An 18,120-nucleotide genomic window follows, 5' to 3' on the forward strand; every position below is an offset into this window, starting at 1 on the left:
ATTAACCATGAACAAACAGGAACTACAGCTTCTGGCTCAAAAGTATTTGCAGGGTAACTGCACAGAGGAAGAAAAAGAAATACTAAATCAATGGTATGATACCTCGTACGATGGAGCCGATGAATATGTAAATACAGCGTCGCCGCAAACCGAAGAAGAAACAGGCAGGCGGATTTTAGGCGCGCTGCAATTGCAAATGCGGGACGATGAAAATATCGGAGGTGTTAAGGGCCATCAAACAAAAAGACTCCTGCTGAGGTGGATTTCAGCAGCAGCAGTACTTGGTACGGTCTTTTTTACCTGGCAGTTTTTTGCCAATAAGCAAGCCGCTGAACCAAAAATGGTATGTGTGCCCGAAAAGAGAATCTTTTTGATTGTGTTGCCCGATAGTTCGAAAGTCTGGCTCAATGCGGGGTCTGTATTTAGGTACCCAAAAAAGTTTGCTTCAGGAACACGTAGTGTAGAGTTGGTAGAAGGTCGTGCTTATTTTGAGATCAAGCATCGCGATAAACATCCCTTTGTTGTCAAAACAGAGAAGCTGAATGTCACTGTACTGGGCACTTCGTTCGATGTGCAGGCTTATCAAAAAGAAGGCATGACGAAGGTGAGTGTGGTGACTGGAAAGGTTGGTATCACCCTAAAAGATGATAAGAAAACAGCTGCCGTGATGTTATTGCCTAAACAAGAGGTTGTTTTACAAAATATTGATCAAAAACTCATCAAAGTTCCAACCCGGGAAATTGCAGTAAATGTATGGTGCAAAAGTAAATTGGTTTTTGAGCAGGAGACTTTGGGTAACGTTTTCAAAGTTCTGGAGCAAAAATACAATACTAAAATAACAGTTGAAGACAAGTTTTTGCTCAGCGAGCCGGTGTCTATTACGTTAAGTAATCAGCATTTGGATACCGTGATGCAGATTTTAGGTTATACCAAACATTTTAAATATCAAATGGCCAATGACAGTATTAGCGTAACACGATAAAGAAGATTTTGCTTAGCAGCTAAGCGATTGAAAGAACCGGGAACACCAGGTGTCCCCGGAAATGTCTAGCCTCTGCATACATGCTTGAGACCCATAAACAGCAGGCTACAAGTTTAAACCAAATTAAACCCAGAACAAATATGATAAATTTTTATGGCAAAGTCTTGCCTATATTCCGAAAATGCATGCGCATTTCTACAATTATTGTCGGCATACAAATGTGCTTCAGCACATTGCTGGTAGCTAAGGCTACCAAGGGCCAGGAAATGAATTTTAAGGTAGTTAAAGCAAGCCTGAAGCAAGTTTTTAAAAAGATTGAGCAGCAGGCAAACGTCACTTTTGTGTACGATGAGCAGATTTTAAATGCACTGCCTGCACTCACTTTAAATATCAAAAAGCAGCAGCTCCCAGCGTTGTTAAACCAATTGAAAGGCTATACTGGTTTGCAATTTAAATTGGTAGGAAACTATATTGGTGTGGCTCAAAATGCGGAGGTCATGCCAGCATTAAGCCTGGGTACCGCGGAACTGGGTAAGCCGATAAAAATCAGCGGCAATGTAAGGGACGCTACTGGGCAACCGATTTCTGGTGTGAGCGTATTGGTTAAAGGAACCAAAAATGCAACATCAACCAATACCAATGGTCAATTTGTGATTGAAGCAAACCTGGGTGATGTGCTGGAATTTAGTTATCTCGGATTCAACAAGAAAGAAGTTACCATATCTTCTCCAGCAGCGCTGAGCGTGCTTTTGGACGAAGATTCAAAATTGCTTAGCGAGGTGGTGGTGACTGCCCTGGGCGTAAAAAAGGAACGTAAGGCCCTGGGTTATTCTGTAACTGAGGTTAAAGGGGAGAGCCTGACCCAGGCCAGGGATAACAATGTGATGAATTCATTGGTTGGTAAAGTTGCCGGATTAAACGTAAGTTCGGTAGCTGGCGGCGTTGGCGCATCCAGCAATGTCATTATCCGTGGGGTATCCAGTATTTCGCAAACCAACCAGCCTTTGTATGTCATCAATGGTATTCCGATGGAAAGCCAGCCCAACAGCTTAAAGGGAAATCAATATGACAATGCCCCTGATCTGGGTGATGCCATTGGCAATATCAACCCGGACGATATCGAAACCATTTCTGTATTAAAGGGTGCAGCAGCATCGGCTTTATACGGTTATCGCGGAAAAGCAGGGGTAATTTTAATCACGACAAAAAGTGGTAAAGGAAATAGCATCGAATTCAATTCCAATTATGTCATGGAAAAAGTGTTTGATCCAACGGATTGGCAATATGTATATGGTCAGGGTGCAAATGGCATCAAACCAGCTAATCAACTGGCTGCATTCTCAAGCGGACAGTCGAGCTGGGGTGCCAGATTAGATGGATCGTCTGTCATTCAATTTGATGGCGTTGCAAGACCATATACTGCGCAAAGCAATAACATCGATAACTTTTTCAGAACAGGTGGTACGGCAACCAATACCCTGGCTTTAAATAAAAGTTTTGATGGTGGATCCATTCGTTTCTCCGCCAGTGACCTGACCAATAGGGCAATTACGCCAGGATCAGGTTTAAACAGACAATCGTTTAACCTGAACGGGAATTACAACATCAATACACACCTGACCATTGATGCCAGGGCAAATTACATTTTAGAGCAGGCAAAAAACAGGCCTTTTGTAAGTGATGGTGCTGGTAACTCCAGTTACAACGTGACCCTTCTGCCGACCAGTGTGGATGTGCTGACTTTGAAAAAGGGGGTTAATGACGATGGCTCTGAGTACGGATATTCTGGAAATACCTTTGCGACGAATCCATGGTTTGCAGCAAATAATTTCATCAACAATACAAAAAGGGAACGTTTCTTATCATCAATCAGTTTACGTTATAATTTTGACAACGGCGCCTTTATCCAGGGGCGCGCGGGAAGAGATGGTTATACGGACCGTTATACTTCAGTGGTGCCAACAGGAACAGCCTATCGTCCATTGGGATCGATGTCTGAATCAACCACTAAATTCTCAGATTTAAATACGGATGTACTCCTGGGGAAATCATTTAAAGTGAATGACCTAACCATTACGCCCAATATTGGAGGTAGTTTCCGCAAAACACAATCGGAACAAACCATTTTAAATGGAACTACATTTGCCGTGCCCTATGTATATGTGATTACGAATGCTACTGCTCAGGCTACACCAACTTATCTGCCTTCAAACAGTGAGGTGTTATCCATTTATGGTACCTTGGATTTAAGTTATAAAAGCTTTCTGTTTTTAAATGGATCTATCCGCAACGACTGGTTTTCTACACTGGCAACACCAGGTAAAGACAATGCTTTGAATGCACTATATCCTTCAATAAACGGATCATTTGTGTTCTCTGAACTGATGAGTAAAGACTGGCTGAGCTTTGGAAAACTGAGGGCCGGTTTTGCACAGGTTGGACAGGCTACGATCCCTTACCAGACACAACTGGCCTATAATTTTAACAATGCGACATTAAACGGCAGGCCACTTGGCTTAATTGCCAACCAGGCCATTCCAAATGATGCCCTGGTTTCTTCTATTGCCTCCGAATTTGAAATTGGTACGGAACTGCGCTTTTTTAAGGATCGCCTGAGTCTGGACCTGACCTGGTATAATAAAAATTCCAAAGATGAGATTGTTCAGGCCCCTACTTCGGTAACTTCGGGGTATGTGGGTGCGATTTTGAATATCGGGCAATTGAGAAACAGGGGCTTAGAAGCCTTGATTTCGGGGCTGCCTGTTAAAACAGATAACTTCCAATGGACAACCTCGCTGAATGGGTCGATCAATAACAATACGGTAGTTGCTTTGGCCGAAGGTCAGAAATCTTTACCGGGTGCCACATCCAGAACAGGTAATGGCTTTACTCAAATGGTGGTTGGTTTGCCGGCCTCGCAGGTAATGGCTTTAGATTATAAACGTGACGATCAGGGCAATATTCTGAAAGATGCGACTGGTGCTCCACTTCAGGGTGATTTGAAACCTTACGGTTCTGCTTATGCTAAATATGTTGCCGGCTGGAACAATGAATTTAAATATAAAAACTTCAATTTTTCATTCCTGATTGACGGGAAATTCGGTGGCAAGATCTTTTCTGCTACTGATTATTACGGGTATATCCTTGGTTTGCACAAGGCTACGCTGGAGAACCGGGATGCTTTAGGTGCCAATGCAGCAACCTATTATACTGCAGTGGCTAATAATGTATCGAGTGTATTTGTACAAAATGCCGATTTCATCAAGTTCCGTCAGGTGATGCTGGGTTATACTTTCCCTGGCAAAATGTTCAATAATGTGATCCAGGGCGCAACCTTAAGTTTTGTCGGTCGCAACTTATTTTACATCAGTAAGAAAACGGATAATATCGATCCTGAATCTGACTATAGTCCGCTAACCAAGGGGCTGGAATTGGGTGGTGTTCCACCAAGCAGAACCTTCGGTTTGAACCTAAGTGTTAAATTCTAATTCAGTGTACACGATTAAGCTCATTAAGATGAAAAAGACTTCAAAATACATCCTCATATTATCTGTTTGCCTATTGATTAGCATGGGTTGCAGAAAGAACTTCGAAGAAATCAATACTGATCCTTCCACTTACAATCCATCCAATTTTGATCCGAACTTTGTGCTTTCAAGCGCTCAATTGGGATATACGGGAAGTATGGATTTTAGTTATGATACCTGGCGGGCCAATTTAATTCACTGCTCAACCATGATGCAGGCCTTTTCTTCTGTGATCGGTTATTGGAATGCAGGAGATAAATATGTGTTAAATGCCAGTTATACGGCTGCTTACTGGGGGTTTTCTGGGAGCACGCCAACCGCAGGAGATGGTGCTTACCCGGAGCAGGTCCGTCCGATTGTTGACGTGGTCGAGTCTACCAGGAGCAAGCCACAGTACAACAACGTTCAGCAGGTGGCCAGGATTACCAAAGCACTCATTTTCCAGCGCATTACAGATCTTTATGGTGATGTGCCGTATTTCCAGGCTGGACAGGGCTTTTACAATAAGGCTTTTTTTCCGGTGTATGACAAGCAACAGGACATTTATAATGATTTATTGAAAGAGGTAAGCGATGCGGTAGGTAAATTAGATCCTGCCGGTGATAAAGTGACGGGCGACCTGTTTTATGGCGGTGACATTGCCAAATGGAAACGTTTTGGAAATACATTGCTGCTGCGCATTGCCATGCGCCTGAGCAAAATCGATCCGACCACTGCGCAGACTTATGTTCAAAAAGCCATTGGTAATACCATGACCAGTAACAGTGATAATGCCTTTGTATTGGGCAGCGAAGGTGGGGGCAGGACTACTTTAAACAGAAATAGCCAGATTTTGCTTGGCGATGGGGGCCAGGAAAACTTTTATACACGCTGGTCTAAAACATTTATTGATAAGTTAAAGGGGAGCAATGATCCACGTTTGAGCGTTGTTGCGGTAACGAAATTGTATCTTGACGATAAGACTAAGGATCAGAATCCTAACCTGGTTTACAATGCAGCGGTACAGAAAGGGATGCCAAATGGCAAGGACTTAAGCGTAACTCCTGGTTTAAGCATTACCTTAGATCCTAGCTTTACTGCTTTTGTGGATTACTCTTCCCCAAGTCCGGCTTTGATCAAAAGAACCGGCCCTACTTTTATATTGACTTACGCCGAGTCTGAACTGCTATTGGCAGATGCCGCGCAACGTTTTGGCATTGCTGGAAGTGCAGCAGCCCATTATCACGATGGCGTTGTTGCAGCCATGACTTATTTAAGTCAATATGATCCAATTGCTGGTGTGTCAACGCAGGCTGCGGAGAATTATTTAACTGCCAACCCTTATGACATTTCAAAAGGTCTGGAACAGATCAATACACAGTATTGGATTTTGACCAGTACCATGCTTGATTTTTATGAGGCCTGGGCAAACTGGAGAAGGACCGGTTTTCCGGTTTTAACTCCTGTCGTTTATCCAGGAAACTCTACTGGTGGAACGATTCCAAGACGCTTTCCTTATCCACTGGTTGAGGCGGGATCAAATACCGAAAATTACAATAAAGCACACAATTCTGTACCCGGTGGTGATTTGTTGACCTCCAGAGTTTGGTGGGATAAACAATAATCCTTATTTAATACAGTATGATAAAAACGCTATATGCCTCCTTATTTGCGATATTGCTGGTGAGCCCTTTGTGCTCACCAGCACAAGCAAAAAAAGCGATAAATGATCTTCGCATCCAGTGGGAAATTCTTGAAAATAATTACCTGGGATCCGCACAAACGAAGTCTGTATTGACGATCTCAAGCCACAATACATTTACGCTCCCTGCGCAGGGTTGGAAACTGTACTTTAATTTTGCCAGACCCATCAAAAAACAACTCGCTTCGGGAGGTTTAAAAATTACTTCTGTAAATGGTGATTTTTTCTATTTGGAACCGATGCCTGATTTTAAGGGATTAAAAGTAGGGGAATCATTGCGAACAACATTTGTATCGGGCGACTGGGTTGTTAATAAAACCGACGCACCTTCGGGATTTTACCTGGTCTGGGACGTTGCGCCGGATCAGTATCAGGTTTTGCCAGCTGTAGTTGCCATTCCTTCTACCAAAACGAAGCAAGTCATGCGTAATGCCGCTGATAAAATTCCTTTTCAAACACCGGAAATTACCTATGCACAAAATGCAGGTATCAGCGCACAACAACCTGTAGTGAAAATATTTCCTACGCCAGTGCGTTACCAGGAAAATGCGCAAAGTTTTGCATTGAGTGCCCAGGTTAAAATTTTAGCAGATCCTTCTTTTGGTCGCGAGGCCGGCTTGTTAAAACAGTTCTTATCAGCCATCCTGGTTAAAGCACAAAGTGACAACCTCCATGCGGGTCAGATTCAATTGGTTTTGAAAGATCTTCCGGAAAATGCTTATGAGTTGCAGGTGAGCAATGAATCGATCCGTATTGCTGCAGCTACGCCTACCGGTATTTTCTATGGTATACAATCGTTAAAAAGCCTCATTTCTCCTGATGCGTATGCGCAAAAACAACGCGTAGTGCGGGTTCAAGGTGTTGAAGTTTTTGATCAGCCCCGTTTTGGTTATCGTGCCTTTATGCTGGATGTGGCCAGAAATTTCCAAACTAAAAAACAGGTACTAAAATTACTTGACCTGATGGCCCTGTATAAATTGAATACTTTTCACTTTCACCTCAATGACGATGAAGGTTGGCGATTGGAGATTCCGGCGTTGCCTGAACTGACCCGGGTTTCTGGAAAAAGAGGACATAACCTGAGTGAGGAGCATAACCTTCAGCCAACATTAGGTTCAGGGCCCTATACCGACAATCCTTATGGAAGTGGTTATTATACCCGTGCAGATTATATCGAAATTTTAAAATATGCAGCAGACCGGCACATACAGGTTATTCCTGAAATTGAGAGTCCAGGTCATGCGCGTGCTGCGATCAAGGCTATGGCGTCCAGAAATGATCCAAAATATCTGTTACATGAACCGGGCGACAGTTCCGTTTATCGCTCCGTTCAATATTGGAATGACAATGTGATGAATGTAGCCCTTCCTTCGGTTTACAATTTTATTGAAACCCTGACTACTGAGATTAAGGCGATGTATGATGAAGCCGGTGTTCCGCTTAAAACCATTCATTATGGTGGCGACGAAGTACCTGCTGGTGTTTGGGAAAAGTCTCCGGCAGTAAAGCTGTTGATGTCGAAACATCCTGAAATACAAACTCCGGATGATCTTTGGGTATATTATTACAGTCGGGTAAATGATATTTTAAAGTCGCATGGCCTATATATGACGGCCTGGGAAGAGGTTGGGACTCGTAAGGTTTTGAAAGATGGCAGGAAGGAAACTGTATTTAATGAGGATATGTTAGGCAAAGACCTGCATCTTGATGTCTGGAATAACATGATGGGCTGGGGAGCTGAAGATTTGGCTTATACACTGGCAAATAAGGGATATAAAGTGATTTTATCCTGCGTTACGAACCTATATTTTGATATGGCTTATCAGAAAGATTTTGACGAGCCGGGATATTACTGGGGAGGTTATGTAGATCTGGATAAGGTTTTTGGTTTTATCCCTTACGATTATTTTAAAAATACGAAAACGGATAGGATGGGGAATTTGCTTTCTGCTGATTTTCTGGCGAGCAAGCAGCGGCTGACAGCAGAAGGGAAGCAAAATATTATTGGTTTGCAGGCTGCGCTATGGAGTGAGACGGCTAAAGGACCCGAACTGATGGAATACCTGATTTTACCTAAACTGCTTGGGTTGGCTGAACGTGCCTGGTCTAAGGATCCGCAATGGGCAATTGAAAATGATCCGGCTAAATTTGATACAGCATATCAGAAAGCATGGTCTGAATTTCTAAATGTTATCGGAAAAAGAGAATTGCCCCGCTTGAGTTATTATGCAGGTGGTTTCAATTACCGGATTCCGACCCCAGGTGCCATTGTTAAAAATGGAAGTGTCCTGGCTAATCTTCAAATTCCGGGATTCAGTATCAGATATACTACAGATGGATCTGCACCATCAAAGCAAAGTAAATTGTATACCGGGCCTGTTAAAGTCAGAGGGACAGTCAAACTTGCTGCTTTTAATGCTACTGGCAGATCCGGAAGAATTGCTGTAGTAAAGAATCCCTTTTAATTTCTTCCAGCTCTTGTTACCTTTGTACCATGATTATTTATAAAACAGAGGAAGAGATTGAATTGATGAAGATCAGCGCATTGCTGGTAAGTACGACTATTGCTGAGTTGGCTAAGGTGATCAAGCCGGGCATGACAACCCTGCATCTGGACAAACTTGCTGGCGAATTTATTGCAGATCATCAGGCTGTTCCTTCCTTTTTAAATTTTCATGGTTATCCGTACAACATTACCACCTCAGTGAACGATGCTGTGGTACATGGTTTCCCGAATGATGTGCCCTTACGTGATGGGGATATCATTTCTGTGGATGTAGGTGCTTATAAAAATGGTTTTCATGGCGATCATGCCTATACCTTTGTGATTGGAGAAGTGGACCCGAAAGTGCTCAAATTGGTTGCGGTTACCAAACAGTCTTTATACGAGGGGATCAAGCAGGCTGTAGTAGGTAAACGTATTGGGGATATTGCAAGCGCCATTCAGGTTTTTAATGAAAAAGAAGGTTACGGTGTGGTTAAAGAGCTGGTTGGTCACGGCTTGGGCCGGGATATGCATGAGGACCCGCAGGTACCAAATTACGGGCGTAAAGGAACTGGGATGTTGTTGAAGGAAAATATGGTTTTGGCGATTGAGCCGATGATCAATTTAGGCACAAGACACATTTATACATTGGAAGATGGCTGGACAGTAAAAACACAGGATGGCATGCCCTCGGTTCATTTTGAACATGATGTTTGTGTAAAAAAAGGAACGGCACTCATCTTGTCGGATTATGCACCAATTGAAAAAGCAGAGCAGGCGAATCAGGAACTCAATGTTTCGTATTACGGATTGGCTCAGGCCAGGTAAGCCCTTGTGAAAAAGACCAAATTTTTTATTATTCATAATTAAACGTTAAATTGTCATTTATTGTGAACATCTCAATTTAATCTACTAATTTAGTGGACTAATTAATGGGGGGTAATTAAACGGGCATTAATTAACGGGTACATTGTATTTAATAGTTTAATGAAGGAGAATGTCTAAGGGTCTAATCAACGAAAAGCAGTTAATAACCAGGTTGAACAACGGGGATGAGGACGCATTTGTGAAACTTTTTAACGCCTATTCTCCTGTACTGTTATCTTTCATTTCAAAGTTTAATATCGATCCGGAAGACTGCAATGATACGCTGCAACAAACATTTCTTAAAGTTTGGGAAAACAAGGGAAAGCTGGATGCCAATGTCCCTTTAAAAAATTACATCATCACCATCGCTAAAAACGATCTTTATAATAGAATACAACGAAATATAATCGCTAAAAAGCACAATGATCTTTCAGGAGTGCATAACCAGCAGGTTTTTGAAACACCGTTATCTGACCTTACAAGTATATTAGACGAAATTTTAGAGACTTTGCCTGAAAAACGTGCCAGAGTATTTAAGATGAGTAGAATTCAAGGTTATTCTAATAAAGAAATCGCGCAGGAGCTTGGTATTTCCAAGAGTACAGTAGAGAACCACATTAATAATTCATCTGCTGTAGTTAAAAAACTATTGAAAAACTTTGGGTTTTGGACAACTACATTGTTTTTTTTTATTTTACCTTAGGTGTAAGCATGGTTTCAACTGTATAGTGTATAATAAAATTGAAAAGTGGACAAAAAGCTATTAACTAGGTATTTCGGGAAACAATGTTCTGCAACGGAGTCAAAGGCTGTTGAGGAATGGTTATTGGATCCGGGAAATCGTACCGAGTTTGAGCATTTTTTGGAAACCGAATGGGATGATCATGTTGATCAACATCTTGATGGTCATGTGATAGCAACCGGAAGGTCTGGCGCATTTAAGTGGTGGGCTTCGGCAGCAGCAGTATTGGCTGTAGTTTTTGGTGTCTATCAGTATGGTACGCAAGCACCAAAGACAGCGCAACTTCAGGTTGCCAACGCGCTTCCGCAAATCGAGCAGGTTGATCAGAAGGCCAAAATCTCCATGGACACTTTTCATGCAAGTATTCACACTAAAATTACAGTTCATCATGAAAGAAAAACCATCAGAAACAAACCAAATCCAGTTTTAGCTCAGGCAGATACTGTAAATCGGGAGAAAAAACCTCTTTTCGTCAAATCGACCAAACTTCAAAATTTCATGATCAACAGAGTGGCAATAGGTAAGCTATTGGACAATATCGATTCTAATAAAGTGGTATTGTTAAATCTCAATGTTCATGACATTACCTTTCAAAGGTTAGCGACCTTACTCAGGGAAGAATATGGCGTGGTACTGGAAGCTTGTAATGGAGTTGGTACGTCGAAAACTTATACCGCTCGATTCGAGGGGATTACTCTTCCTGATTTACTCAATGATATGTCTGAAAAGATGGTGTTTTCATATGCTGTCAAAGACAATAAAGTCATGATCTGCTTTAACTAACAACTTCCACTTACCTGTTTTAAACCAACTGATTTTAGCCATTAGCTAATATCTGGTCTGTATGTTTTAAAAAACGTGCCCCGGCTGAGCTATGCTTATTGAAAATCAGATAAACATTTGAAAAAGCAACCTAAACCAACAACATATGAATAAAAAATTTACTAAAAGAATCACCGGGAGCATCCTGACCCTTGCGCTGTTTGGGCTACTGGGGATGCCTGAACGGCTGTATAGCCAGGTACAGGCAACTCAAATCCAGGCCCTTCCCAAGGTGATCGGAAAGGTTCTTGACGAGAGTAAAAAAGCCATTCCGGGTGTCAAAGTCTCAGTTAAAGACAACCCTAAGATTGCAACCACAACCAACAATACCGGAGAATTTATTCTTTCGCCTGACAAGTCAGGCGTAACGCTTGTGTTTTCGAGTATTGGCTTTAAACGACAAGAGGTTACGCTGAAATCCGATTTAAAATTGCCTTTAATTGTTGTGTTGAAAGAGTCTACTGATGAACTGAATGAAGTAGTTGTTACCGGTTATTCAAAACGATCAAAAGAAAGTTTTACAGGTAGCGCTTCCACGTTTACTGGTGAGGATTTGAAGCGGGTGGGAAACAAGAACGTTCTTCAGAGTTTACAGAATTTAGATCCTTCGTTTGTCATTGCTGAGAATCTTTCTTTAGGATCTAATCCAAATTTATTGCCTGATATTCAGTTACGGGGCCAGGCTGGGTTGGAGGATGTTAGGGGAGATTATTCAGGCAATCCAAACTTGCCCTTGTTTATACTTGATGGTTTTGAATCCAGTTTACAGAAGATCTATGACCTGGACATGAACAGAGTATCTTCTATTACAATTTTGCGAGATGCATCTGCAAAGGCAATTTATGGTTCAAAAGCGGCGAATGGTGTATTGGTCATTGAAACGCTTGCACCGAAGGAAGGGAAGCTGCGGATTACATACAACAGCAATTATAATCTTGAAGTTCCGGATCTCACTTCTTATAGCCTGACTAATGCTTCCGAAAAACTACAGGTGGAAAGAAATGCTGGGAGGTATACTTCGACCTCACCTTTAACACAGCAATTTCTGACTGAGCAGGCCAATGTTATTGAGTCTGACATTGCACGTGGGGTAAACACGTATTGGCTTTCAAAGCCTTTGCGTGTGGGACTCGGGATTAAACATGGCCTTTACCTGGAAGGCGGAGATCCGAATATGCGTTACGGGATTGACCTGAACTACAACAACCTTGTTGGGGTAATGAAAGATTCAAAAAGAGACAATATTGGTGGTTCGATCAATCTGTCGTACAGAAGCGGCAAGGTGATTTTTAGAAATATTTTGAACTTAAACTTCAATAAATCTGTAAATTCTCCATACGGCACATTCGGCGAATATACGCGGTTGAACCCTTACTGGGCCCCAACTGATGAATATGGAAGGATTAATAAAATACTAGGTGAGTTTACTACCAGCGCGACTAGTCCAACCACGTATTACTATAATCCACTTTATAATGCTACACTGAATACCAAGGACTTTTCAACCTATACAGAAGTTACGGAAAACTTCTATACAGAATGGCAACCGTCTAAAGATTTAAGGATAACGGGCCGTGTAGGTTTTACCCAAAACCGCAATGCATCTGAATTATTTTATCCAGGAGATCATACCCGATTTAACGAGATGACCGGAGAAAATTTTTACAGACGAGGCACTTACAATATGACAGATGGCAAAAGCACTACTTTAAACTCAGATGTTTTTGCCAATTGGAACAAGATGTGGGGTAAGCATCTTTTATTGGTTACGGGTGGTGGAAACCTTGGTTCTACACAAGCATTAACCCATGGTATGGCTGCTGAAGGCTTTTTAAATAATCGGGTAGACTTTATCACATTTGCGGCCCAGTATGCACTTAACGGTGTGCCGAGTGGTTCTGAGAATATTCAAAGGGAGGTAGGTATCCTGGCCTCTGCGAACTATGCTTACGATAACCGTTATTTAGTGGATTTAAGTGCAAGAAGAAATGCATCTTCTGTTTTTGGTGCAAATAATCGTTGGGGAACATTTTGGTCTGTCGGTCTTGGCTGGAACCTGCATCATGAAAGTTTTATTAAAAAGCTGAATGTATTTGACATGTTGAAAATAAGAGGCTCAATTGGCTCAACGGGTAGTCAGAACTTTAATCCATATCAGGCCATGGCAACCTACACCTTCTTTACCAATAGTACCTACGATAACATTTCCGGTACCTATTTATCTGCATTGGCGAATAACAATCTTCGCTGGCAGGAAAAAATTGACAACAACATTGGGATAGATATCAGTGTCATGAAACGTTTGAATATCAGATTTGATTATTACCTGGCAAATACGAATAACCTGCTTACTGATTTGACTTTGCCACCGTCAACTGGATTTACCACTTACAAAGAGAATCTTGGGTCAATGCAAAATGTGGGTTTTGAAGGTACGGTAAGTTACCAGTTATATCGTGATACAAAAACGCAGTCATACATCTCAGTTTTCGGATCATTCGCCCGCAACAGTAATAAAATTACTAAAATTTCAGAAGGCCTTAAACAATTAAATAAAGAACAAGATCAGCTGGCCAATGCTTCAAATGCTCCGGTAACCCGTTTTGAAGAAGGGCAGTCAATGTCATCAATATGGGCAGTGCCATCATTGGGTATAGATCCGGCAACAGGAAGGGAAATTTATGTGGCCAAAGATGGAACTAAAACATATGAATGGAATCCCAATGATCAGGTCGTTGCCGGAGTTACAGATCCTGCATTGAGAGGCAATTTTGGCCTCAACATGGAATACAGGGGCTGGGGGCTAAGTGGAACATTCAGATATGCTATTGGTGAGGATTACTACAATTCAACATTGGCAAATCGCATTGAAAATGTAGACATCGCGAATAATGTAGATACCAGGGTGTTTAACAATACCTGGTTAAATGTTGGCGACCGCGTTCCATTCAAGAAGATTAATACCAGACCGAGTCAAACCCGTGCAACCACAAGATTCATCGAAAACAAAAGTGATCTTACACTTTCATCTGTAAATGTGTATTACGATTTCAAGTGGAAAAATTTGAAGCGCTTCGGGCTTCAAAATTTAAAATGTTCATTACTCATGAATGAAGTATTTGTACTTTCTACAATTAAAATTGAACGTGGTACAGATTATCCCTTCGCACGAACATTCTCCTTCTCATTACAAACTACATTTTAATTTAAGGACATGAATACAAAATTTAAATATTTATTACTCCTATGTTTTGTAGGAATCATCCTGTCTTCCTGCAAAAAATGGTTGGATGTTGAACCTAATTCTCAAATTAAATCCTCAGAATTATTTAAAACCGAATCTGGATTTAAGGAAGCACTTGCTGGAGTTTATACGCTAATGACAGCTGAGAAATTATACGGCAAAGAATTGCAATATGGTATGATCGGTGTTTTATCCCATGAGTGGTCGTCGTTTCCTTTAACCTATAATGGAGAAGGCGAATATGATTATCAGAGTACTGATGTACAGGCCAGGATCAATAATGTTTGGAACGGCCTCTATCAGGGAATCAGTAATGTCAATAATCTCCTAAATGAAATTGATGCTAAAAAATCGATTTTTACGGGTGATAATTTTGCGATTATCAAAGGTGAAGCGCTTGCTTTACGTGCTTTTTTACATTTTGAGTTAGTCAGGCTTTTCGGTGTATCCTACCTCGTGGATAGGAGTAAGCCGGCAATACCTTATGTAACCGCATATAGTGCAAAGCAGACAGCACAATCTACTGTTGGGGACACCTATGGTTTTATCCGTGAGGATCTGGAGGCGGCTAAAGCATTATTAAAAGCAGATCCAATTTTTACCGGAAGAACAGTCACGGAAGCTGAAGATACTGGCTATTTGATGAATCGCCAATTGCATCTAAACTATTATGCTGTTGAAGCGTTATTGGCAAGGCTTTTTTATAATACGGGAGCGTACGACAAAGCTAGGTTGGCCGCAAATGCTGTGATTTCATCTGGAAAGTTCAGCTATGCTACGCAGGCAAACCTGCTAGCTGGTAATGATTTGACCGGAGCTCATGAGCATGTTTTTGGTTTGAATATCAATAGTCTTTATACCTATTCTACTGCGTATTTGTCAAAGGATGCGAATATCATTAATACTTTTTTCCTAAGCTCTGCTACGCGAAATGCATATTATCCAGACGGTTCAATAGATTACCGATATATCTATCTTTTTGAAGTCGGTGGGGGAGATAAAGCCAGCAACTACTACCTACGCAAGTACAACGCGCCACAAGCGATCTCGGAACTATATTCCAGAAATAAAAGCGTGGTAATTAAAATTTCTGAAATGCAGTTTATTCTTGCCGGCTGCAACCTGGCGGAAGGAAAAGGTATAATTGAGCCAATCAATAAGGTGAGGCAGGCAAGAGGTTTACCAGCCCTAAGCACTGAGCCTATAAATCCTACTACATCATATATCGAAGAATTTAGAAGAGAATTTTTTGGTGAAGGGCAGCTTTTTTATCTGTATAAAAGGTTAAACAGGTCGATTATCAATGGTACGGACAAAAATATGGTAGACATAAAGGCTTATATATTGCCATTGCCTGTTGCTGAATATGAAGCCGGAAACCGTAATAGTAACCGTTAAAATTTACAAAATGAGATATACATATATTTTCCTGCTGTTGTTATTGGCAACATCAGGTTGCAAAAAAAACAACTTGCAATATTTTGAAGAAGAATCGCCATTGTTGAACATTTGGCTGGGTACCACTATAAGTGTTCAGGATAGTGTTACGCATAATTTTGCGTATAGTCCGACAAATAGAGATTCTATTGTCTTCAATTATCGGATCGCAGGTTATCCTGTTAATTACGACCGCACATTTGAGCTGAACACAACTGACGCCGATGCAAAGCTTTTAAATTTTAGCTTTAAAAGTTATAAGGTGCCTGCCGGAAAGTCTTCAGGAAACTTTGCTTTTTTTGTAGATAAGCCAGCAAACAAAGATTTATTTGTAAACAGGGATTTAAAAGTGTCGTTTAGTGTCAGACAATCCGATCTATTCCAATCGGGTACAAGTGAATATAATAAGCTTAAAATTACATTTAAGAATGCGGTAACAAAACCAGATAATTGGGACAATGCGGTTTTACCAAATTTACCGCTCAAGAACTTTTTTGGTTCTTACAGTTCCGAGAAATATAAGTTTGTTATTCAGGTAACTGGTTTATCAAATTTTGGGGTTTATAGAACTGTACTTGTAAATCCTGATCTGGCTCCGAACACCATTACTGAGGTCCATGCGAAGGCATTGCAGATGCAGTGTAAGATTGCCCTTGAGCAGTACAAAATAAATAACAACAATAAAGATCTGTTAGATGAAAATCTGATTCCGATCGTCTTTCCATAATTAAACTAAAGCAGTATAAAAATTAAAGATAGCATTATGAAAAATTATAATAATATAGCTTGGTTACTTTTATGGGTGTGTTTGTTTGGTACTTCATGTTACAAGGATAAAGGGAATTACGAGTATAAACCTTTAGATAAGGTGTTGATAGATACGGCAAAAAGGAATATCTCCAGCGCCTACTCTATTTACCGATATGACGAGCTGGTCATTAGCCCCAGAATATTTTTTAATCAGGAAGAAGTTACCTCTACCGCCCAGGTGTCGGGCAAACTGGCTTTTACCTGGTCGATATACCAGGCAACTGGAGGAAAGGTATATTCGCGGGATACCATTTCCAATGACATCACATTTCGTAAGTCCATTTCAAAACCAGCTGGGCGATGGGTGGTTATCTTAAGCGTAAAAAACCTGAGTACGCAGGTAGAAGAATACATGAAATTCGATGTGCAAGTGGATGAGCAACTTTCAGATGGCTGGATGTTGCTTTATGAGAAGAATGGGAATACGGATGTGGGACTAATTGTAGACGATTGGACGAAGAAAAACATAGTTCAAACGCGGACTTTCGCTGATATGTTTCAAAATTCGAATGGTTATCCATTACTGGGAGAACCTCGCGGACTAATGCATTCGCCAAGTACATTGGCTACTGCTGAGGTATTGATTGCATCTGCCAGAGACTTTGTTGCGGTAGAGAAATCTTCTTTTCAGGTGTTTTATCCAATTGATAAGTTATTCTGGAACTTTATTCCTGGCGGAGAAATTAAAACTTTTTCGGCGAATAATGGTAGAAAGGAGGTAGTCATATATAACAACAGGGTGCACGGGGCCAATTACAACACCTCAGGAACAAGCAGGGTGAATTTCTTTGGTGCTGCATACAATGGCAGTTATGGAGATCTGGCCGAATGGTCGGCTACGGCATTTGGTGCCAGTTTTGACGCTGTAGTATATGATAAAACGAATAAGAAATTTCTAAATATACCAGCCAATGGTACGGCCGTTCAGGGCTTTGCCACCCAGGCATTGACTGCCGCATTTGATGTCAATAATGTTGGCCTAGATCCTGAAGCATTTGATTGGGGACGTGGAAATGGAACACCGAATGTGGGTTATGAATATGCCGTAATGAAAAACAGTACTGACCGTTTCTTGCTGGTCAGCAATTTTACCAATGCAGCAGTTACTCAGATTGCAATTGGCAAATACCCGATCACGGGAATTCCATTGTCTACACCGATACGTACGCTTAATTCTGCATTTGGCGGAAATTATACCTTAATGGGTACAGAAAAGACGGTATACCTGCATAGGTACCAACAAAGCTCAAGCGCTGTAGCAGAATGGGAAGCGCCGGTAAATGAAGAAGTAACCTGTGTACGCCTTCAGAAATTTTACTATAACCCTGCAGTAACCAGTCTGTTGTTACCCAAGCCAAATACGGTGGTGTACATCGGTACCTGGAATGCAGGCACGAAGGTCGGTAAAGTTTATGCCTATACCATTGACCCGACCAATGGGAGCATTAATAAGGCTACTGAACGTATTTACACAGGCTTCGGGAAAATCAAGGATATGACTTACAAATGGAGTCTGTAAGATT

The 18,120-nt window shown here is 41.3% G+C and carries 11 protein-coding genes; all 11 read left to right on the plus strand.

Annotated elements, in window-relative coordinates:
• Positions 1-7: 7 nt before the first annotated feature.
• The 11 genes from IM797_RS08585 to IM797_RS08635 all read left to right on the plus strand — a co-directional run bounded on the left by IM797_RS08585 (position 8) and on the right by IM797_RS08635 (position 18,116).
• Complete coding sequence (locus tag IM797_RS08585; protein ID WP_194126709.1) at positions 8-982, plus strand: FecR family protein; 975 nt, start codon at positions 8-10, stop codon at positions 980-982.
• 140 nt (positions 983-1,122) lie between these two features.
• Positions 1,123-4,470, plus strand: coding sequence for a SusC/RagA family TonB-linked outer membrane protein (locus IM797_RS08590; RefSeq protein ID WP_194126710.1), 3,348 nt, complete (start codon positions 1,123-1,125; stop codon positions 4,468-4,470).
• A gap of 28 nt (positions 4,471-4,498) precedes the next feature.
• On the plus strand, positions 4,499-6,112 hold the full coding sequence (locus tag IM797_RS08595) for a SusD/RagB family nutrient-binding outer membrane lipoprotein (RefSeq protein ID WP_194126711.1): 1,614 nt from the start codon (positions 4,499-4,501) through the stop codon (positions 6,110-6,112).
• A 17-nt stretch (positions 6,113-6,129) separates the two neighbouring features.
• Positions 6,130-8,655 carry a family 20 glycosylhydrolase gene (locus IM797_RS08600; protein WP_194126712.1) on the plus strand — a complete coding sequence of 842 codons (2,526 nt, stop codon included), beginning with the start codon at positions 6,130-6,132 and terminating at the stop codon, positions 8,653-8,655.
• Between the two features lie 29 nt (positions 8,656-8,684).
• The gene (map, locus tag IM797_RS08605) at positions 8,685-9,503 is read left to right on the plus strand and encodes a type I methionyl aminopeptidase (protein ID WP_194126713.1); all 819 of its coding nucleotides are present in this window, start codon (positions 8,685-8,687) and stop codon (positions 9,501-9,503) included.
• A 169-nt stretch (positions 9,504-9,672) separates the two neighbouring features.
• Positions 9,673-10,245 (plus strand): sigma-70 family RNA polymerase sigma factor, encoded by a 573-nt coding sequence (locus tag IM797_RS08610; RefSeq protein WP_194126714.1) that lies wholly within the window; start codon positions 9,673-9,675, stop codon positions 10,243-10,245.
• Positions 10,246-10,290: 45 nt separating this feature from the next.
• Complete coding sequence (locus tag IM797_RS08615; RefSeq protein ID WP_194126715.1) at positions 10,291-11,067, plus strand: hypothetical protein; 777 nt, start codon at positions 10,291-10,293, stop codon at positions 11,065-11,067.
• A 145-nt stretch (positions 11,068-11,212) separates the two neighbouring features.
• Positions 11,213-14,311 (plus strand): SusC/RagA family TonB-linked outer membrane protein, encoded by a 3,099-nt coding sequence (locus tag IM797_RS08620; RefSeq protein ID WP_194126716.1) that lies wholly within the window; start codon positions 11,213-11,215, stop codon positions 14,309-14,311.
• A 9-nt stretch (positions 14,312-14,320) separates the two neighbouring features.
• Complete coding sequence (locus IM797_RS08625; protein ID WP_194126717.1) at positions 14,321-15,748, plus strand: RagB/SusD family nutrient uptake outer membrane protein; 1,428 nt, start codon at positions 14,321-14,323, stop codon at positions 15,746-15,748.
• A gap of 10 nt (positions 15,749-15,758) precedes the next feature.
• A complete protein-coding gene (locus IM797_RS08630) occupies positions 15,759-16,514 on the plus strand; it encodes a DUF4843 domain-containing protein (protein WP_194126718.1) in 756 nt (251 codons plus the stop codon).
• A 36-nt stretch (positions 16,515-16,550) separates the two neighbouring features.
• Complete coding sequence (locus IM797_RS08635) at positions 16,551-18,116, plus strand: PKD-like family lipoprotein (RefSeq protein WP_194126719.1); 1,566 nt, start codon at positions 16,551-16,553, stop codon at positions 18,114-18,116.
• Positions 18,117-18,120: the final 4 nt, after the last annotated feature.

The organism is Pedobacter sp. MC2016-24 (assembly GCF_015223055.1).
In the GTDB taxonomy this organism is placed as follows: Bacteria; Bacteroidota; Bacteroidia; order Sphingobacteriales; family Sphingobacteriaceae; genus Pedobacter.